Here is a 19,550-nt window from a genome sequence, read left to right as displayed (position 1 = left end):
GGCTCAGCCCGTGGCCCGCTCGAAGAGCACGAAGGAGGCGTTGCGCGCCTTCTCCACGTAATCCTCCGCGAGGATCTCCTGCATGCGCGGGTCGCCGACCGAGGAGGTGAGGATCCACTGCGGCTGCTCCGCCCGCACGTAGCCGAGCGCCTCGTCCAGCACGCGCTCGTCCGCGCTGCCCCACCACTCCTGCATCGTGAAGTACCGCTGCACGGGCAGCGTGTCGGCCATGAGGAAGTACTTCGGGTTCACGTTCCACGCGTAGACGGCGTCGCGGTCGGCCTCGGGGACGCCGTCGAGGATGTCGGCCACGGCGGCCGCGTACGCCGGCTCCTGCGACCGCTCCCGCGCGATCTGCTCGCGCCCGACGTTCACGGCCACCAGCGGCAGCGCGACGGCGAGCGTCGCCGCCAGCACGTGCACCTGCAGTCGGCGGGTGACGGCCTGCAGCGCGAGCGCGGCGCCGACGGCCACCCCGGGCACCGCGACCTGGAGGTAGTGGAAGTACCCGGTCGACGACATGAGCAGCGCGAGCGCCGTGGCGGCCGCGAGACACCATCCGAGCAGGAGGAAGCTCCCGCGACGCCGGTGCTGCGCATCCACGACGCCGCCGATGAGGGGCGCGACGATCCCCGCGAGGGCGACGTAGGCGTAGCCGTTCGCGAACAGCCGCTCGGCGGACACCGAGTCGTTGCGGGCGTAGCGGAGGTTGAAGAGGAACGTGGCGTCGAGCATCGGCGCGAGGGCGCCCGCCAGTGCGAACCCGGCCACGATGGCCGCCGTGACGGCGAAGAACCCTCCGATCGAGAACAGCAGCGGCCGCAGGAAGGGGCGCCGCGCCACCAGCATCCACACGAAGCACGCCACGAACGCCGCGAAGATCGGCAGCGCGTTGTTGATGCGGATGAACACGACCGCGGCGAAAGCGGCGCCGGCGACGCCGAACAGCCACGGCGAGGGACGTCGTCCCGTCACCCACTCGCGCGTGAGGATGACCAGCGCGAGCACGATGAACGGCATCGAGAACTCTTCGCTGAGGTTCCCGTGCTCGTACGCGGGTGCGAGGTAGCCGAGGGTGCACGCCAGCACGGCGATCGAGAGCAGCGGACCGACGAATCGGCGGGCGAACGCCGTGATCATCGACAGCGAGGCGTACAGGAGCAGCACCTGGATGACGAACAGCCCCATGCGGCCGGGGATGAGCAGCTGCGCGAGCCACTGGAACATGAAGAGCACCGGGCCCTTGTGATCCCAGATGTCGAGGTACAGCACCTCTCCCTGGGCCATCGCGGTGCCGATCACCCGGAACAGCGCGCTGTCGCCGCCGTACCACGGCCCGAGCGGGCTCGTGGTCCCCGACAGCAGCAGCACGAACAGCCCGGCGACGACGAGGAGGGCGGCCTCGCGCGCGATGCGCGCGTACCTCACGTGCGTCCCCCGCTGGAACGGTCGCGGAACACGACGGCGCTGTACAGCAGGTAGTTCCACGTCAGCGAGGCCACCGTGGCGACGCCCTTGGCGATGAGCAGCGCGGCGGTCGACGGCAGCTGATCGCCGATGAGGGCGAGCATGGCCTGGATGATGACGGGCTGCAGCACCCAGAGTCCGATGAGCGTGACCGCGAGGAAGCGCACGGCCTGCCCCACCACGCCGGCACCGGCGCGGAACGTGTAGGCGCGGTTCAGCAGGAAGCTGAAGCACAGCGCCACGGCGGTGGAGATCATGTTCGCGATGATCACCGGAACGCCCCACGCGGTGAGCAGGAGGAAGAGCGCGATGTCCAGGAGCGTGTTCGCTACGCCCACCACGAGGAAGCGCAGCGGGCGTCCCGCCCGGCTATCCCGCTCGGCCACGTCGATGCTCCTGGACGATGTAGACCGGACGGCGCTTCGTCTCGGTGAAGATCCGGCCGATGTACTCCCCGATGATGCCGAGGGAGATGAGCTGCACGCCGCCCAGGAAGAGGATGACGGCCAGCGTCGAGGGGTAGCCGGCCAGATCGATCCCGAAGAGGAGCGTGCGGACGATGATCACGACCAGATAGATGAAGGCCGCCAGCGACACCAGCAGGCCGAGGAAGGTGGAGATCCGCAGCGGGGCGGTCGTGAACGAGGTGATGCCGTCGATCGCGAGGTTGGCCAGGCCGGGGTAGTCCCACTTCGACCGTCCGCCGGCGCGCGGCGCCCGGTCGAACAGGATCTCCTTCTTGCGGAAGCCGACCCAGCTGTAGAGGCCCTTCGTGTAGCGCTCGCCCTCGCGGAGCGAGATCAGCGCATCGATGCAGCGCCGGTCCAGGAGCCGGAAGTCGCCGGTGTCGGACTGGATCTTGATGCGGGTGGTGCGCTGCAGCAGGCGGTAGTACCAGCGCGAGGTGGTGCGCTTGAGCATCGTCTCGCCGGCGCGGCTCCGCCGCCGGGCGTAGACGTCGTCGTAGCCCTCCTCCCACGCCGCGAGCATCTCGGCGATGAGCCCGGGCGGGTCCTGCAGGTCGACGTCGATCAGGATGACGGCGTCGGTGGTCACCGCATCGAGCCCGGCGAGCATGGCGCTCTCCTTGCCGAAGTTGCGGCTCAGGCGGATGAGCGAGATGCGCGGGTCGGCGCCCGCCAGGGCCACGATCCTGTCGGCTGTCGCGTCGTCGCTGCCGTCGTCGACGAAGAGGATCTCGAACGCGTAGGCGGGGAGCCCGGCGAGCACTCCGTCCAGGACGCCGTAGAACTGGTCGAGGACGTCCTGCTCGTTGAACACGGGGACGAGGATCGTCACGGTGCGGCGGCTGTCCGCTGCCGCGTCCGAGGATCCCGTCGCTTCGGGCGCGCTCATGGCGTGACGGAGGTCCCCTGCTTCGCGGAGTCCAGCGCCGCTTCCACGACGGCCAGGGTGCGAAGTCCCTGCTCCATCGTGACGACGTCGCTGGGCTTGCCGAGCACGGCGTCGCGGAAGGCCTCGTGCTCCACGCGCAGCGGCTCGCGCTTGGCGAACGCGTAGCGGGTGACGTCGCCCTCGGAGACGCCCCGGAACGCCGTCACGGACTCCCACTCCAGCGGGATCGTGCCGTTGGCGTAGAAGGTGAGGTCGCCGGTCGCGGTGTCGGCGACGAAGGCGCCCTTCTCCCCCGTGACCACGGTGACGCGCTCCTTCATCGGGCTGAGCCAGTTCACCAGATGGTTCACGATCACCCCGGACTCCAGTCGTCCCGCGATCGCGATCATGTCCTCGTGCTGCCGCCCGCTCTTGAACGTCGTCTGCGCGAACACCGTGGCGTACTCGCTCTGCGCGACCCACGCGGTGAGGTCGACGTCGTGGGAGGCGAGGTCCTTGGCCACCCCGACATCGGCGATGCGGGACGGGAACGGACCCTGCCGGCGGGTCTGGATCTGGTAGACCGCGCCCAGCTCGCCGGCGGCCAGGCGGCGGCGCAGCTCCTGCAGCGCGGGGTTGAAGCGCTCGATGTGCCCGACCGCTCCGACGAGGCCCGCCGCCGCGAACGCGTCGGTCATCCGGCGCCCGGCGTCCACCGACTCGGCGATCGGCTTCTCGACGAGGCAATGCACGCCGGCCGCGGCCAGCTTGAGCGCCGCGTCCTCGTGGTAGCGGGTGGGCACGGCGACCACCGCGAGGTCCAGTCCCCGGGCGATGAGGGACTCGATGTCGGGAAGCACCTCCAGGTCGCCGGCGACACCGTGCGGGTCTCCCGCCGGGTCGGCGATGGCGACGAGCTCGACGCCGTCGAGGTCGCGCAGCACGCGGGCGTGGTGGCGCCCCATCATGCCGATCCCGAGAAGTCCGGCTCGCAGCGCGGCCATCAGGAGCCGGCCCCGGCGACCGCGTCGACGGCGGTCACGATGCGATCAAGGTCCGCCGCCGACAGCGACGGGTGCACCGGCAGCGACACGACCTCGCCCGCGGCCCGCTCGGTCTCGGGCAGGTCCAGGCCCGGGGCGAACGGGGCCAGCGACGGCAGCCGGTGGTTGGGGATCGGGTAGTACACGCCGCTGCCGACCTGGTGCTCCTCGCGCAGGGCGCGCACGAACCCGTCGCGGTCCTCCGGGACCCGGACGGTGTACTGGTGGTACACGTGGACGGCGCCGTCGGCGACCGCGGGAACCACCACGCCGCGCAGGTTCGCGTCGAGGAAGGCGGCGTTCTGCCGGCGCGTGCGCGTCCACGCGTCGACCTTTGTCAGCTGGACCCGGCCGATCGCGGCGTGGATGTCGGTCATCCGCGCGTTGAAGCCGATGACCTCGTTCTCGTACTGCCGCTCCATGCCCTGGTTGCGCAGCAGTCGCACGCCGCGCGCGATCTCCTCCGTCGCCGTGGACACCATGCCGCCCTCGCCGCTGGTCATGTTCTTCGTCGGGTACAGCGAGAACATCGCGAACACGCCGAACGCGCCCACCGGGGTGCCGTCCAGCGAGGCGCCGTGCGCCTGCGCGGCGTCCTCGTAGAGGGCCACGCCGTGCTTCTCGGCGATCGCCGACAGCTCGCGCATGCGCGCGGGATGCCCGTAGAGATGCACCGGCAGGATGCCGCGGGTGCGGGGCGTGATCGCAGCGGCGACCGCGGCGGGGTCGAGGGTGAACGTCTCGGGCTCGATGTCGGCGAACACCGGCGTCGCGCCGGTCAGCGCGACCGAGTTGCCGGTCGCGGCGAACGTGAACGACGGCACGATCACCTCGTCGCCGGGGCCGACGCCCGCTGCCAGCAGGCCCAGGTGCAGCCCCGAGGTCCCCGAGTTCACCGCCACCACCGGCCTGCCCTGCACGAAGTGCGCCGAGAACTCGCTCTCGAACGCCGCCACCTCCGGCCCTTGCGCGACCATGCCGCTGCGCAGCACACGGTCGACCGCCTCGCGCTCCTCGTCGCCGATGATGGGCTTGGCGGGGGGGATCAACTCGCTCACGCGGTCTCCTCGGTCAGTGTTCCGTCGATCTCGATGAATCGGGCGCCCGTGCGCGGGCACACCCAGTGCTCCCCCTCGGCGCGGGTCAGCGGGACCCCCGCGGGCCCGACCCAGCCGATGCGGCGAGCGGGCACGCCCGCGACCAGCGCGTAGGCGGGGACGTCCTTGACGACGACCGCGCCGGCCGCGACCGTCGCCCAGGCGCCGACGGTCACCGGCGCGACGCACGTCGCGCGAGCCCCGATCGACGCTCCCCGCTCGATGGTCACCCCCACCGGCTCCCAGTCCGCGGCGCTCTTCTGCGAGCCGTCGGCGTTGATGGCGCGCGGGTACGTGTCGTTCGTGAGCACCACCGCCGGGCCGATGAAGACGCCGTCGGCCAGCCGAGCAGGCTCGTACACCAGGGCGTAGTTCTGCACCTTGCAGTCGTCGCCCATCTGCACTCCCGTGCCGACGTAGGCGCCGCGGCCGATGATGCAGCGTCGCCCGATCACGGCGCGCTCGCGCACCTGGGCGAGGTGCCAGACCGACGTCCCGTCGCCGATGACCGCATCAGGAGAGACGTCGGCCGAGTCCATGACGCGCACGGCGGAAGGATCTGTCACGGTAGGGGCTCCTTGCACAGGGCGATAGGGCCGTCCGCTGTGCGGTGCCAGTCTATCCGCCACGCCGGCGTGGTCCCCGCAGGGCGCCGAGGACCGCGGCCGCCGCCCGCTCGCCGACGGCGCGCAGCGAGACGGTGTCGGCGGCCCATGCGGATCTGCGGGCCCGCAGCCGCTCGGTCTCCCCCGCGCGATCCGCCTCGAGCAGGCGGCGCATCGCCTGCGCGACGGCGACGGCGTCGAACGGCACGGTCTCGCCCAGCCCGGCGTCGCGGACGACCGCGGCGCCGGTCTCGGGGCCCGCGAACAGGACGGGCGTGCCCGCCGCCGCGGCGGCATACGTCTTGGTCGGGCGCGCGAAGTCGTAGCCGATCCCGGGCACGATGCTCACGAGCGCGCCGACGGCGCCGCTGATCCACCTCGCCGCGACGGCGGGCGGCACCCAGCCCGTCATCATGACCCGGCCGGGAAGCAGTCGCTCGGCGCTCTCGCGCACCGCCGCCTCGGACGCGCCCTGGCCGAAGAACCGCAGGTCGACGGAGCGGCCCTCGTCGCCGAGCAGGGCCAGCGCCTCGACGAAGAGCTCGGGGCGCTGCCATTCGGACATCGTCCCGGTGTAGACGAAGTACGGCCGCTCCGCCGGCATGGGCTCGACGCCGTGGCCGAAGACGTCGACATCGATGCCGTTCCCGACCTCCGCGACCCGTTCGATCCTCGCGCCGAGAGCCGCGAAGCGCCCGATGATCTCGGGGGACACCGCGATGAGCAGGTCCGCGCGACGCACGACGAGCGACTCGACGGCGCGCATGATGCGGACGAGCAGTCCGGAGGCGCCCATCGCGATCATGCCGTCGGTCCACACGTCGCCGGGGTAGTAGACGAACCGGCTCCGCGTCAAGCGGGCGGCCAGCAGGGTGACCAGGCCGGTCGTCGGCGGGGCCTCGGCCACCATGACGTCGGCACGCCCCCGCAGGAGCAGCCGGACGAAGAGGGGGATGTCGAAGCTCAGATACTGCAGGTACCCGCGGATGGCGCCGCTGCGATCCCGCAGCACCGGGGCCCGCGACACCCGGATCGGGCCGGTGCCGGGCTCGTCGGGAGATCCCGCCGGAGGACGCGTGGTGAGGACGGTGACGTCGTGATCGCGACCGAGCGCACGGGCGACGGCGGCGATGCGGAACGCCGCGGCCCCGGCCTCGGGCTCGTACAGCCTGCTGGCGATCACGATTCGCGCTCGTGCGTCGGGTCCGTGCACGGCGGGACTCCTCGGGATGACGCGACGGCGGCCGGTTCAGCCTAGCGTGCTCTGTCACAATGGATGGATGAGCAGCACGCCGGCGGATCGCGCGCGCCCCGGCGACCCCGGCGCCTGGGTGGTCATCCCGCTGTACAACGAGGCATCCGTCATCGGTGAGGTCATCGCGCAGCTGCGGCAGCGGTTCGCACACGTCGTGTGCGTGGACGACGGCTCGTCCGACGAGTCTGCGGCCGTCGCCGCCGCGGCCGGCGCGACGATGGTGCGGCATCCGATCAACCTCGGTCAGGGCGCGGCCCTGCAGACCGGGATCGAGTTCGCCCTGGCCCACCCGTCGTGCGAGTTCATCGTGACCTTCGACGCGGATGGTCAGCATCGCGTCGAGGACGCGGTGTCGATGGTGGCGCTGGCTCGTCGCGAGGATCTCGCGATCGTCTTCGGCTCGCGCTTCCTCGACGACCGCACCCGGCCGGGGGCTCTCAAGAAGGTGGTGCTGAAGACCGCCGTGTGGGTCACCAACATGACCACCGGCCTGACCCTGACCGACGCCCACAACGGACTGCGCGTCATCCGGCGCGACGCCGCCGCCGGAGTCCGGCTGTCGCAGGACCGCATGGCGCACGCCACCGAGATCGTGCTGCAGCTGGGCCGGACCGGCCTGCCCTGGCGCGAGTACCCCGTCGAGCTGCTCTACACCGACTACTCCCGTGCGAAGGGCCAGAGCCTGCTCAACTCCGTCAACATCCTCGTCGACCTGGTCGTGAGGTGACCCCCATGTGGATCCAGCTCCTCCTGATCGCCGCGATCGTGCTGCTCGCCGCGTTCGTGATGCGCCGGACCGGCTCCGACAGCCACCTCGCGATCCGCCGCATCCTCTTCGGGGTGTTCGTCATCGCCGCGATCCTGGCCGTGCTGTTCCCGCAGTGGCTCACCTGGCTCGCGAACCTCGTCGGCGTCGGCCGCGGAACCGACCTGCTGCTGTATGCGCTCGTCCTGGTCTTCCTGGTGTTCGTGTGGACGCAGTACCGGCGCAACATCGCCCTTCAGCGACAGCTGACGCTGCTGGCGCGCAAGGTCGCCTTGCTCGAGGCCGGCGCCGAGAAGGACGCACCGGCTCCGGATGCCGCCTCCGACGGCACCCCGCACGAGGCCCAGCGCGATTAGCAGCCGGTGACGCGGTACAGCGTCGCGTCGCCCTCCTCGGCGATCGCGGTCAGCACCGGCGAGCGATCGAGGTCGTGCAGCCCCGTGTACAGCTCCCCGTACTTCGGGAAGATCACGCGATCGCCGAAGTCGAGGGCGTACTCCACCCCCAGCCGCTCCACCGCCGCGCACACCTCCGGCCCGCCCTCGCGCAGCCGGGTGCCCAGCAGTGCCGCATCGGGGCCGTAGACGCCCTTGATGTGCGGGAAGACCGTGCGGCGACCGGTGTAGGCGTACACCAGGCCCGCGCCCGTGAGCGGGTCGCCGATGACGACCGCGCCGGCCGGGAGGGTCTCCGACGCCTCCTCGAGCAGATCCGCCTCGTCGGGGCTCAGCCCCTGTGACTGCTCGGAGGCGAGGAAGCTCAGCTCGCGCATCGCCAGCACCTCGTGGCGGGGAGCCAGGAGCGTGGGCGCGGCGACGAGCAGCGCCACCAGCGCGACCGCGCCGATGCGCACCACCGAGGCACGGCGGGGCAGGGTGCGCCACCACGTCAGGCACCGTGAGACCACGGCATCCGCTCCCCTGGCGGCCAGCGGCAGGGCCGCCACGGCGAGCACGGCGCCTACGCGCACCACGTCGTCGTACCAGAGGCCGACGATCGAGGATCGCAGCCACAGCACCGGCAGCCAAGCGGCGACGACGAAGAGGCCCGCGGCGATCAGCTGTGCGCCGACGAGCCAGCGGCCGCTCCTCGTGCGGAAAGCGGTCACGGCGCCGATGATCGACAGCAGGGCGACCAGCAGGCTCGCCGGCCTGCCGACCGGACCCAGCGCCACGGCCTCGCCGAGCGCCTGCGCGAGCGACTCGTACGGCATCCACTCGTTCGTCGTGACGTTGAGCGACGGCCAGACGCCGATCAGCAGCAGCGCCCCGAACGCCACGCCGGCCGTCCCGCCGACCCTCGCCGCACGCGTCGTGCCCGCCGTCCGCCAGGCGACCGCCACCCGGCCCGCGGCGAACGGCAGCACGAGTGCCAGTGCCGTCAGCAGCGACGACGGATGCGCGACGGCCGTTGCACCGGCCGCACCGATCAGGGCCACGATGACGAGGATCCGCTGCCACAGCGGCCGGGCGCCGCGACGGGCGCTCAGAACGGCGAGCCCCAGCACGACGGGCACGAGCGCGTTCCCGAGCAGGTTCGGGTACAGCGCGCCCCAGTTGAGGAAGCCGAGCGGGTAGAGCGCGAACGCGAGGGTCAGCGGCGGCGCGGCGATGAGCGTGCGCTCCCGGTCGGGCCACACGCTCGCCGCGAGGAAGAGCACGGCGGCAGGCCACAGGACGCCGACGACCGCCAGGGTCATGACATTCGTCGCCGCGACCACGCCGCCCGCGACCGGGACGATCAGCGCCGTCACCGCGTGCCACAGCGTCGGGTAGAACGAGTGCGCCGCTCCCGGAGCGGCCATGGTCATGTCGACGGGGGACGCGGAGCCGTGGTCGAGCACGAACGCGACCGCGTTGAGATGGAACACGACGTCGAAGTGCTGGGCGGGATGCGCCGGCGAGGCCATGCCCCACGCGGCCGCGCCGATCCACAGCACCGCGCTGAGCGCCAGGCTCGAGAAGACCCAGACGGACGCGCGTCCCAGCGCGACGGGTCGCTCGGAGCGACGCAGCCACCGGATGAGCGCGACGGCGGCCGTGACGACGGCGGCGAGGGCGACGACCGCCAGCGGCGACCAGTGCACTCCGGCCGGCGGCGCCAGAAGGGCCGCCACCGCGACCGTCGCCAGCGAGATCGCGGCGGCGCCGCCGGGCAGCAGGGCGCCGCGGAGCCCGATCAGCCAGGCGGCGGGCGCTCCGGGCAGCAGCAGGAGCGCCGCGGCGGCCAGCAGGGCAGGCGCCTGTGCGATCCAGTCGCCCACGTCAGCCCTCGACCCGCGCGATGGCCCCTTCGACAGGGCCGTCGTACACGACGTTGCCCTTGTCGATCACGATGCCGCGGGTGCACAGCTCCCGCACCATCTCCATGTCGTGGCTGACGACGACGAGGGTCTTGTCGGCGGCGATGAGCTCCTGGAACTTGAGCCGGCACTTCTCTCGGAACGGCGCGTCGCCGACCGAGAGGATCTCGTCGACCAGGAGCACGTCCAGCTTGACGTGGATGGCGACCGAGAAGGCCAGCCGCATGAACATGCCCGAGGAGTAGTGCTTCACCTCCTGGTCGATGAAGGGCTCGATCTCGCTGAAGGCGACGATCTCGTCGTACCGCTCTTCGATCTCGCGCCGTGCCATGCCGAGGATCGCCGCGTTGAGGAAGACGTTCTCGCGGCCCGACAGCTCGGGGTGGAATCCGGCGCCCACCTCGATGAGTCCGGCCACCCGGCCGCGCGTGAGCACCTCGCCGCCGTCGGGCTGCATGACGCCGGAGATCAGCTTGAGGAGCGTCGACTTGCCCGACCCGTTGAGGCCGAGGATGGCCACGGACTCGCCCTCGTTGATGACGACGTCGACGCCCTTGAGCGCTTCGAAGGTGCTCGTGAGCCGGCGGCCGCGGATCCACGAGACGACGGTGTCCTTGAGGGAGTACGCGTGGTTGAGGGTGAACTTCTTGTGCACGCCGTCGACGATGATCGACGGCCGCGGCGTGGTGAGGGTGCGGTCGGTCATAGGTCCTGAGCGAACCTTCCCTCGAGCCGGCGGAACACCGACTGCCCGATGATCAGGACGGTGACGGAGATGAGGAAGGTCCACAGCGTGTTGATGGCGAGGTCGGGCGGCAGCGGCAGTGTCGTCGTCGTGACAGGATTCCAGAACGCGAAGTGGAAGAGCTCCACCGCCTGCGTGATCGGATTGAGGAGATAGAGCTCGAGGATCCAGTCCGGCCACCCGAGCGTCCGGAGCGCGTCGCGCACCATCGTCCAGGAGTAGAGCACCGGCGACGCCCACGTGGCCAGCAGCAGCAGCAGCTCGACGATGTTCTCGGCATCCCGGTAGCGCACGTTGACGGATCCGAACAGCAGCCCCAGCCCCAGCGCGAAGACCAACACGATCGCGACGCCCGCCAGGATCGCGAGCACGGACACCACCGAGATGTTGACGATCCAGCCGAGGAACAGGCACACCACCAGCAGCAGACCGACCTGCGGCAGGAAATGCACGAACGCCACGATCACCGCGGAGACGGCGAAGAGCTGCCGGGGCAGGTAGACCTTGCGCACGAGGGGCGCGTTGCCGACGATGGACGTCGTCGCGTTCTTGTACGCCTCGGAGAAGAGGTTGATGACGACGATCCCCGAGAAGAGGTAGATCGCGTAGTTGGGGATGCCGCGCTCGAGGCTCAGGAAGAGACCGAGGACGACCCAGAAGACGAGGAACTGCGCGGCCGGCCGCACGTACGACCACGTCCACCCGAGCACCGAGTTGCGGTACCGCGTCGTGACGCCCGTGCGGACGAGCAGGCGCAGCAGATAGTGCCAGCGGAAGACGTCCAGGAGCCCGCCGCTGCGACCGGGGACGTCGAACTGCGCACGGGGCACGTGCGCGAAGAGATCTCGGGTATCGGACACGGTCCCACTCACTAGGCTGGTCGCCGCGTTCGCGTCGCGGGCTCGTCCCATTCTATGCGCGGGTCGGAGGCGACCCTGAGCGTCGACCGTGCTCAACAGCGCAGGGCGCGTGCCACCGAATCCGTGAGCGCGCCGGGGCCGCCGATCAGTCGCACCGCCTTCACTCCGTGGGCGATGAGCCAGTTCTTGGCGGCACCGGTCATGCACGAGGTCGGCTGCGAGAACAGCGGCACCTTGGTGCGCCCCGCCAGCACGGCGCCGGCCAGCGAGTCGGGGAAGTCGACGCCGGTGGCCAGCAGCGCGCTTCCCACCGCGGCGGGATAGGCCGCCGCGTTGATCAGCTGGCTCGTCTGGTAGCGGTCGGTCCCCCCGTAGCGGGTCACGCCGATGCCCGCGCCGCCGAACGAGGCCGCCACGCCGGCGCTCACCGCACCGGTGCCGCCCGCGATCACCGCGGAGGTCGTGCCGAGCTGCTTGAGCGCCGCCAGCGTTGCCGGATCGGCGGCGGCTGCCGAACCCTCCACCAGGACCACGGCCGCGCCCTTGGCGCCGGCGACCGCGGAGGCGGCGAGCGCGTCCGCGAATCCCGCGCCGGTGGCGATGTAGGTGCTCGCCGACGTGCCGAAGACCTTCGTGGCCAGCAGCCGGCTGGTCTCATAGCGATCGGCGCCGCCGATGCGCTGGCGGGCCGCCGCAGGGAGCAGCGCAGCCACCTCGGCCTCGACGGCGGCGCTCACGGCGCCGACGCCGCCCACGATGACGACCTGCTTCGGGGCGAGCCGGCTCAGCTCCGCCTTCACCGAGGCGGGAAGGGAGCCGGGGCTCGTGAGGAGCAGCGCGCCGCCGGACTTCACGGCGGCCGGGGCGGCCGCGAGCGCGTCGGGGAAGTCGAAGCCGGACGCGAGGTAGACCGTCGCAGCGCCGGTCGGATACGTGGTCTTCGAGACCTCGACGGCGGTCTCGTACCGGGTGGCCCCCGACGTCCGGCTCGTCGACCATGGCAGGGGCGCCGCCGGGCTCAGGTAGCTCCCGTGCACCCAGTACCGGGCTCCGTCGATGCGGATCCGCGCCCATTCGCCGAAGGTCGCGGTCCTGGTCACGGCGGTGCCCTGCGAGAGCGACCGTACGACGGGCTCGCACGAGGTCGACGGAGCGGAGCGGGCGTTGAGGGCGGCGACGTTCACGACGAACTCCGCCTCACCCGGCGTCAGCGAGGACTCCGCCGGCTGGGCGCACGCGTTCACCGGCACCTGGGTCGAGCCGAACCAGTCGGTGAAGTAGTTGACGAAGTTGCGGTTGCCGTAGCTGGAGCATCCGTCCCCCGTGCCGTAGCCCGCGCGCAGCGCTGCGGCGTTGGGCTGATACGGGGTGTAGTAGTACAGGTTGGCGGTGGCCTGGTTCTGCACGTAGACCGGCGACGAGCCGCACGCGGCGTTCGGGTGCCAGCGCACGTTCCACGTCTTGCCCGGCGCGTACCACGTGAAGTACTGGCTGGTCCCGGGCGGGTTGGCGTAGCGCTTGAGCTGCCATGCCGCCCCGAAGACCTGGTTGAAGAAGCCGTAGTACCGCGTGTCGCACGCCGCGGTGTCGGGGCATCCCTGTCCCATGGCGATCGTGTACCGCCAGTCGCTGGGCCAGGTGTGCGTGACGAGGCCCTGCTCCTTCTGGAGGGTGACGAGGATCACCTGCGGGTTGATGCCGCACGCCTGGGCCACCTTGTAGATGATCCGCGATGCGCGTTCGCGGACGCCGCCCTGGTACGCGCCGCACATGGCGTCCGCGGAGGTGGTGCGCGAGGTGTCGTACCAGTCCCGGAGGCACGTGTAGCCCGCCTTGCAGCTCGGCACCTTCTGCTCGAGGAAGGCCTGGATCTGCGCCTCCGTCATCGCGTCCTTGTAGAAGAAGACGGCGTCGCTGACGATGTTGCCCGGCTGGAACGAGCTCAGATCGGCGGCGGCCACGATGCCGGATTCGCGGGCCTGGGGCCCGGCTGCCGCGGCGGCGGAGGTCGCTCCGGTGAGGCCTGAGATCAGCATCACCGTCACGGCCAGCATCCCGATGATCGTCGATCTCGACGCGCGCACGCGCCTTCTGATAGCCCCCGCCATGTGACCAGTGTGACCGATGGGACGGATGAGTACAACACGAGACCGAAAAGCGGCGCATCGACACGTCGCTTTCGGAAGACTCGAAGACTGTCTACAGCTCGGCGTGGAGGAGCCACACCTTGTCGGCCGCCTCGCGCCACGAGAAGGCGCGGCCGCGATCACCGGCCAGCACGCCGAGCCGCTCGGCCTGTGCCGTGGACGCGAGCGCCGACGCGAGCGCCGCACCGAGGCCGTCGGACAGCTCGGAGGCGCCGGTCGCCGAGACGAGCACTCCCCCGTCGAGCACGACCTCGTCGTGCACGGCGGAGGCCGCGGCGATCACCGGGACGCCGAGCCGCAGCGCGTCGACCACGCGCCAGGGGAACGCGGCCCGTCGCGACGGCGCGACGAGCGCGACCGCCCCGCCGAACACGGCGGCGCGGTCGGCGGGATCGAGCGCGCCCCGCACATGCACGGCGCGCTCGGGCACGCCCGCGGCGGAGGCGATGTCGGCGACCGCCGGCTCGTCCCCCTCTTCGACGTCGATGACCACGACGGGGAGGTCGATGCCGGATGCCGCCACCGCTGCCAGCGCCGTGGCGAGGTTCTCCGAAGGGGGCGGGCCTCCGGAGATCAGCACGAATCCTTCCGGCAGGTCGAGCCCCCGACGACGACCGACCTCGTCCGTCGGCACCGCGAATCGGGACGGGGCGGCGCCGGCGATGACCCGGACCCTGTTCGCCAGCGAAGGGGCGATCTCCAGCAGCCGCGTGGCGAGCGAGTGCGTCGGCACGACGACCGCGTCGGCGTGCTTGGCCGCGCGCTTGAGCATCGCCCGGTGCCACCCGACGACCGAGCGAGGCAGCTCGGACGACGCCTCCCACGGCCGCAGATCCCAGATCGTCACGACGGTCTGGTCGTGGTCGTGGACGCGGTCGTGCCGCACGAGGGGCGCGAACAGCGACGGCGCGTGGATCATGCCGCCGCCGAGGCCGCTGCCCACCCCGAGCTGCAGCGCACCGGCGAGCTCGCGACGCGGCAGCGCGCTGCGCCGGACGGCGGACAGCCCCGGAACCGCCGCGAACGCGTCGTCCGCGCCGCCCGCGGGGCCGATGCCCTCTACCTCGCACCCGTCGGGCGCGGCCACGACGAGAGCCCGCGCCAGCTCGAGCGATGCCTCGGCGAGCTGCGGCTCATTGGGCGCCACGAGCTGGTCCAGCATGACGCGAAGGGTCGCCACCACCGCTCAGCCCTCCGGCGTCTCGGTCGGCGGGTGCAGCGTCGTCTGGATCAGCTCGGCGATATAGGCGTAGTCGGGGTCGAACTCGTCGATCCCGCCGGCCGGCGTCAGCTCGAGCGTCTGCACGGGCTGCTCCTTGGCCTTCATCGCCAGGTCCACGAGCGTCGGGATGAGCGACTGCGGCAGATCGGTCTGCACGATGTCGGCACCCGCCGCGGCGACGTCCTGGAACCGGGTCAGCACCACCTGCGGGGTGAACTGCGCGAGGATCGCCGCCTGCAGCTCCCGCTGGCGCTCCATGCGGTCGAAGTCGCTCGTGGTGTAGCGGGAGCGGGCGTACCACTGCGCGGTGTCGCCGTCCATGCGCTGCGTGCCGGGCTCGATCCAGCCGATCGCCCACTCCTCGACGGGCTGGCCGGTGTATGACGGCCCGCCGCCCTTGGGCAGGCGCTCGGCGACGGTGATCTCGACGCCGCCGAGAGCGTCGACGAGGGACGCGAATCCGTGCATGTCGATGAACACGTAATAGGGGATCTCGATGCCGAGGATGCCTTCGGCGGCGTCCTTGGTGGCCTCGATGCCGGGGGCCGATCCGTTGGACTCGGCATCCGGATACAGCTCCGCGCCGTCCTGGCACACCTCGACCTCGGTGCGCAGCTGGTTGATGCCGCTCCCCCACCCGCACGACGGGTCGGAGAAGCCCTCGTGGCCGTCGGGATAGCGGTCCCGCATCGGTCCCTCCGAGAACGGGAAATGCGGCATGTCGCGTGGGATGCCGGTGATCGTGGTGGCCCCCGTCTGAGCGTTCACCGACACGACCGAGATGCTGTCGAACCGCATCGAGTCGCGGCCCTCGCCGCTGTCGGCGCCGAGCAGGAGGATGTTGTAGTACCCGTCCGACGGTGGCACGGTCGGACCGCTCGCCCCGAAGATCGTCGAGATCGTGCTGCGCGCGGTGCCGACCGCCGTGGATGCGTAGGCGGCGGCGCCGCTGGCGACGACGAGCAGCCCCACGGCCACGGTCGCGATCGCGAAGCGGGCGCCACGCCCGGTCCTGACCAGCCGCACGAGGCGCAGCGTGTCGATCGTGAGCACGATCCACAGCGCGGCGTAGGCGATGAGCACGCCCTGCGCGACGAGGAGCGGCAGCGGGCGGAGGAGTCCGAGCCAGTCCGGAAGCCACGCGCTGGTGACCAGGCTCAGCCCCGCGGTCGGCGCGAGCAGGGCGAACAGCACCCCCACCACCGCGAGCACCCACAGCACGAGCGTGGATGCGATCCCGAAGCGACCGAGCCGCCGGTTGCCCGCGAGCACCTGCGCCGAGCCCGGGATGAGGAAGTTGAGACCGACCAGCCACCACCCGCGCCGGGTCATGAGGGCGCGGGACGAGGTGTCGGGATACCGCAGCGGACGCTCGTTCACGACCGCGGCCGTCACCGCCCTGGCGCCCGTGCGCGGAGGACTGGCGATGCTCACAGCGACTCCCTGAGCCGCCGGTTCTTCTCCTCCACCTGGGATTCCAGGTCACGGGCGTAGGCCTCGACGCGATCCGCCACGGCATCGTCGGCGACTCCGAGGATGCGCGCGGCCAGGAGCCCGGCGTTCTTGGCACCGTTGATCGAGACCGTGGCCACCGGGATTCCTGCGGGCATCTGGACGATGCTCAGCAGCGAGTCCATGCCGTCGAGCGTCGCGAGCTGGACCGGGACCCCGATCACGGGCAGCGGCGTCACCGACGCCAGCATGCCCGGCAGGTGGGCAGCGCCCCCCGCTCCCGCGATGATGACCCTCAGGCCGCGCGAGCGGGCGTCCCGCCCGTAGCGCATGAGCTTGTCGGGCGTGCGGTGCGCCGAGACGACCTCCACCTCGTGGGGGATCCCGAAGTCGGTGAGGGCCTGGGAGGCATCGCTCATGACCCGCCAGTCCGAGTCGGAACCCATGACGACGCCGACCAGCGGCGCCTCGGAGGAGTGAAGGGGCGCAGTCACTCGTCAAGGGTAGGGGGCGAGGCTGGAAGATCCCCGCAACGGCGCGGCCCCGTCGGCAAGCTCAGGAGCCGCTCGAGCGCTCAGTCGAGGAAGACGGATGCCGCGGCCCGCGCCTGGTACGCGACGTCGTCCAGGTCGTCGCCCACGACGGTGACGTGACCGACCTTGCGCCCGGGACGGGGCGCCTTGCCGTAGGTGTGCACCTTCGCCTGCGGGTGCTCTCCCATCGCCGCGGCGAACCGCGCGTCCAGAGCGTCCTGCGCCGGGCCGCCGAGGATGTTGACCATCATCGCCCACTCGGCCAGCGGATCGGTGTCGCCCAGCGGAAGGTCCAGCACCGCGCGCAGGTGCTGCTCGAACTGGCTTGTCACCGCGCCGTCCTGGCTCCAGTGCCCGCTGTTGTGCGGCCGCATCGCGAGCTCGTTGACGAGCAGTCGCTCGTCCGTGGTCTCGAAGAGCTCCACCGCCAGCATCCCGGTGACGCCCAGGCCCTCGGCGATGCCGACGCCGACCTGGGCCGCCACCTGCTGCAGCCGGTCCCCCGCGTGCGGGGCGGGCGCGATCACCTCGGCGCAGACGCCGTCGCGCTGGACCGTCTCGACCGCCGGATACGCCCGGACGGCGCCCGACGGACGGCGGGCGACCTGCTGGGCGAGCTCGCGCGTGAACTCGACCAGCTCCTCCGCCAGCAGCGCGCCGCCCCGAGCGTCCTCCGCGAGCGTCGCGAACCAGTCCATAGCCTCCGTGCCCGCCGAGACGACGCGCACGCCCTTGCCGTCGTACCCGCCGCGCGGCGTCTTCACGACCGCCCGGCCGCCGTGGTCGTCGATGAAGGCCTGGAGCTCCTCAGCGGTCGTGACGGCCGCCCAGTCCGGCTGCGGCATCCCCAGCTCCTGCAGGCGTGCGCGCATCAACAGCTTGTCCTGCGCGTACCGCAGCGCGTCGGGACCAGGGTGGACGGCGACGCCCTCGGCCACCAGCGCCGCCAGCACCTCCTGCGGCACGTGCTCGTGGTCGAAGGTGAGCACGTCGACGTCCCGGGCGAAGGCCAGCACCGTGGCGGCGTCGCGGTAGTCGCCGACGGCGGTCGCGGCGAGCGAGGCCGACATGCCCTCCTCCTCGGCGAGCACCCGCAGCTCGACCCCGAGCTCGACCGCCGGCGCGATCATCATGCGGGCCAGCTGCCCGCCCCCGACGACTCCGACTCGCAGCGCCATGCCACTCCCTCTCGACTGCAGACAGACCTCCTCCATCATCCCGCACCCGCGAGCGGGAGGCGGCGCGTCAGGAGGTCGGCGCGGGAGGCCGTGGCGGGACCGCGGGCGGCGGGCCCGGCGGAAGCGGCTGGGCGTCGCGATGCGCCAGGATCTGGTTGACCTCGACCTGGTCGACGAGCGCCTCGTGCACGAGCTCGACGCTCGGGATGTCGGCCAGGCGCAGGGGCTCGTCGACGCCGTTCGCGAGAGTGATCGTGCCGGCACCCCACAGGCGCTGCAGGACGCCCCGGCGCACCGTGAGCGTGTAGCCGCGCACGTGGGCGAGCTCCCGCTTCTTCACGCCGAAGGCGCCACGGCGCTCCATGACCCGCCGGGTCGTGATCGTGTAGACGTGGGCCCACCAGCCGAGGAACGGCAGGAGCACGAGGAGGAGGACGATGGCGGCGCCGGCACCCAGCAGCATCCAGTCCTCGAACGGCGCAGGGAGGTTGCCGTAAAGGTACCCGCAGGCCGCTGCGACGGCGATGAGCACCAGCGCGGACCAGAACAGCCTGCGGGCGTGGGGGCGGAAGCGCGCGACGAGCAGCTCCGGCGTGGGGGCGCCCGGGGCCGGGGTGAGCGGCCTGCCGCCGTAGCTCGTCGGCTGCGTCATGCTCCCATTGTGACCGGTGGCCGCGACACCGCGGCGCGCACCCGCCGGTTCGGCTCAGTCCGGTGCGGTCGACGGCCGGGTCCGGACGTGGACCACGTCGCCCGCCGAGACCACGCTCTCGTACTCGTCGTCCTGGACGATCACCAACCGCCCGTCCGGGTCGATGCGGTGGCCTCGCCCCCACAGCGTCTGGCCGTCGGGCAGCGACACGGCCACGTCGTGACCGAGGGTGCCGCACAGCGCCTCGACCTCGCCCTGCACCCCCGACGCCCCCGCATCCCCGCCCGCCGCGACGAGGGCCCTGAGCTGCTCGTCCAGCGCGCCGAGGTAGTCGGCGAGCAGGCGGTCCTCGTCGCACGTGAGGCCGTGCACGGCGAAGGATGTGGCCGTGGTCACCGGCAGGTCGGGGCGCGGCATCCGCGTGTTGACGCCCGCCCCGACCACGACGGCGTCCGGACGGCCGGGGACGACCTCGGCGAGGATGCCGCACACCTTCTGGCCGTCCAGGAGCACGTCGTTGGGCCACTTGAGGGTCGCGGTGTGGATGCTGCCGGTCAGCTGTGCGCCGATCGCCCGCGTCATCGCGGCGCCGGCGATGAGCGGGATCCAGCCGCGCGCGGCGGCCGGCAGGCCGGTGACGTCCACGAGCACCGACACGGCCAGGGCGGTGCCCGGCGGCGTCACCCACGTGCGGTCCAGGCGACCGCGGCCCGCGCGCTGGTCGTTCGTCAGGAGGAGGGACAGGTGCGGCCAGTCCGCGGGCGCCTCCGCGACGTGGCGCAGCACATCCGCGTTGGTCGAGTCCGTCGACTCCACGACCTGGACGCGCGGGCTGATGGCGGCGGTGAGCGGGAACCCGTCGGACGAGAACGTCATGGTCCTCACGCTACG

19 protein-coding genes are annotated in these 19,550 nt (G+C 71.8%); 2 read left to right on the top strand and 17 right to left on the bottom strand.

From position 1 onward, the window contains the following. Positions 1 to 3: 3 nt before the first annotated feature. The 7 genes from V6R91_RS30505 to V6R91_RS30475 form a co-directional block, all read right to left on the bottom strand. Entirely contained in the window at positions 4 to 1,428 is a 1,425-nt protein-coding gene (locus tag V6R91_RS30505; protein ID WP_336398448.1) for a hypothetical protein, read from the bottom strand. Next, positions 1,425 to 1,853, bottom strand: a complete 429-nt coding sequence (locus tag V6R91_RS30500; protein ID WP_336398447.1) for a GtrA family protein — start codon at positions 1,851 to 1,853, stop codon at positions 1,425 to 1,427. Before V6R91_RS30500 ends, V6R91_RS30505 begins: the two co-directional genes overlap by 4 nt. Continuing rightward, positions 1,837 to 2,823 (bottom strand): glycosyltransferase family 2 protein, encoded by a 987-nt coding sequence (locus tag V6R91_RS30495; protein ID WP_336398446.1) that lies wholly within the window; start codon positions 2,821 to 2,823, stop codon positions 1,837 to 1,839. Before V6R91_RS30495 ends, V6R91_RS30500 begins: the two co-directional genes overlap by 17 nt. After that, positions 2,820 to 3,806: a Gfo/Idh/MocA family oxidoreductase gene (locus V6R91_RS30490; RefSeq protein ID WP_336398445.1), complete on the bottom strand. Its 987-nt coding sequence runs from the start codon at positions 3,804 to 3,806 to the stop codon at positions 2,820 to 2,822. Before V6R91_RS30490 ends, V6R91_RS30495 begins: the two co-directional genes overlap by 4 nt. Continuing rightward, positions 3,806 to 4,903 carry a DegT/DnrJ/EryC1/StrS family aminotransferase gene (locus tag V6R91_RS30485; protein ID WP_336398444.1) on the bottom strand — a complete coding sequence of 366 codons (1,098 nt, stop codon included), beginning with the start codon at positions 4,901 to 4,903 and terminating at the stop codon, positions 3,806 to 3,808. Before V6R91_RS30485 ends, V6R91_RS30490 begins: the two co-directional genes overlap by 1 nt. After that, on the bottom strand, positions 4,900 to 5,481 hold the full coding sequence (locus tag V6R91_RS30480) for an acyltransferase (protein WP_336398616.1): 582 nt from the start codon (positions 5,479 to 5,481) through the stop codon (positions 4,900 to 4,902). Before V6R91_RS30480 ends, V6R91_RS30485 begins: the two co-directional genes overlap by 4 nt. Before the next feature lie 79 nt (positions 5,482 to 5,560). Continuing rightward, the gene (locus V6R91_RS30475) at positions 5,561 to 6,760 is read right to left on the bottom strand and encodes a glycosyltransferase family 4 protein (RefSeq protein ID WP_336398443.1); all 1,200 of its coding nucleotides are present in this window, start codon (positions 6,758 to 6,760) and stop codon (positions 5,561 to 5,563) included. 67 nt (positions 6,761 to 6,827) lie between these two features. Here V6R91_RS30475 and V6R91_RS30470 point away from each other — a divergent pair, with 67 nt between their 5' ends. Then, positions 6,828 to 7,529 carry a glycosyltransferase family 2 protein gene (locus V6R91_RS30470; RefSeq protein ID WP_336398442.1) on the top strand — a complete coding sequence of 234 codons (702 nt, stop codon included), beginning with the start codon at positions 6,828 to 6,830 and terminating at the stop codon, positions 7,527 to 7,529. A 5-nt stretch (positions 7,530 to 7,534) separates the two neighbouring features. Further along, positions 7,535 to 7,924 (top strand): DUF2304 domain-containing protein, encoded by a 390-nt coding sequence (locus tag V6R91_RS30465; protein WP_336398441.1) that lies wholly within the window; start codon positions 7,535 to 7,537, stop codon positions 7,922 to 7,924. Here the strand turns inward: V6R91_RS30465 and V6R91_RS30460 are convergent. The 10 genes from V6R91_RS30460 to V6R91_RS30415 all read right to left on the bottom strand — a co-directional run bounded on the left by V6R91_RS30460 (position 7,921) and on the right by V6R91_RS30415 (position 19,535). Then, positions 7,921 to 9,831 carry a DUF6541 family protein gene (locus tag V6R91_RS30460; RefSeq protein ID WP_336398440.1) on the bottom strand — a complete coding sequence of 637 codons (1,911 nt, stop codon included), beginning with the start codon at positions 9,829 to 9,831 and terminating at the stop codon, positions 7,921 to 7,923. The two genes, V6R91_RS30465 and V6R91_RS30460, sit on opposite strands and share 4 nt — an antisense overlap. 1 nt (position 9,832) lies before the next feature. Beyond that, positions 9,833 to 10,576 (bottom strand): ABC transporter ATP-binding protein, encoded by a 744-nt coding sequence (locus V6R91_RS30455; RefSeq protein ID WP_336398439.1) that lies wholly within the window; start codon positions 10,574 to 10,576, stop codon positions 9,833 to 9,835. Continuing rightward, positions 10,573 to 11,475, bottom strand: a complete 903-nt coding sequence (locus tag V6R91_RS30450) for an ABC transporter permease (protein WP_336398438.1) — start codon at positions 11,473 to 11,475, stop codon at positions 10,573 to 10,575. Before V6R91_RS30450 ends, V6R91_RS30455 begins: the two co-directional genes overlap by 4 nt. Positions 11,476 to 11,567: 92 nt before the next feature. Continuing rightward, a complete protein-coding gene (locus V6R91_RS30445) occupies positions 11,568 to 13,559 on the bottom strand; it encodes a cell wall-binding repeat-containing protein (protein WP_336398437.1) in 1,992 nt (663 codons plus the stop codon). Positions 13,560 to 13,674: 115 nt separating this feature from the next. Beyond that, complete coding sequence (locus tag V6R91_RS30440) at positions 13,675 to 14,805, bottom strand: glycosyltransferase (RefSeq protein WP_442928201.1); 1,131 nt, start codon at positions 14,803 to 14,805, stop codon at positions 13,675 to 13,677. Between the two features lie 3 nt (positions 14,806 to 14,808). After that, complete coding sequence (locus V6R91_RS30435) at positions 14,809 to 16,278, bottom strand: LCP family protein (protein ID WP_336398435.1); 1,470 nt, start codon at positions 16,276 to 16,278, stop codon at positions 14,809 to 14,811. After that, entirely contained in the window at positions 16,275 to 16,742 is a 468-nt protein-coding gene (gene purE, locus V6R91_RS30430; RefSeq protein ID WP_336398615.1) for a 5-(carboxyamino)imidazole ribonucleotide mutase, read from the bottom strand. The genes V6R91_RS30435 and purE overlap by 4 nt, the downstream gene beginning before the upstream one ends. Positions 16,743 to 16,870: 128 nt before the next feature. Continuing rightward, positions 16,871 to 18,007 (bottom strand): 5-(carboxyamino)imidazole ribonucleotide synthase, encoded by a 1,137-nt coding sequence (locus tag V6R91_RS30425; RefSeq protein ID WP_336398434.1) that lies wholly within the window; start codon positions 18,005 to 18,007, stop codon positions 16,871 to 16,873. Positions 18,008 to 18,074: 67 nt separating this feature from the next. Continuing rightward, positions 18,075 to 18,659: a PH domain-containing protein gene (locus tag V6R91_RS30420; protein ID WP_336398433.1), complete on the bottom strand. Its 585-nt coding sequence runs from the start codon at positions 18,657 to 18,659 to the stop codon at positions 18,075 to 18,077. A gap of 54 nt (positions 18,660 to 18,713) precedes the next feature. Further along, on the bottom strand, positions 18,714 to 19,535 hold the full coding sequence (locus V6R91_RS30415) for a biotin--[acetyl-CoA-carboxylase] ligase (protein WP_336398432.1): 822 nt from the start codon (positions 19,533 to 19,535) through the stop codon (positions 18,714 to 18,716). Positions 19,536 to 19,550: the final 15 nt, after the last annotated feature.

It is taken from the genome of Microbacterium sp. CCNWLW41 (assembly GCF_037083505.1).
This window is presented reverse-complemented; position numbering and strand designations above follow the sequence as displayed.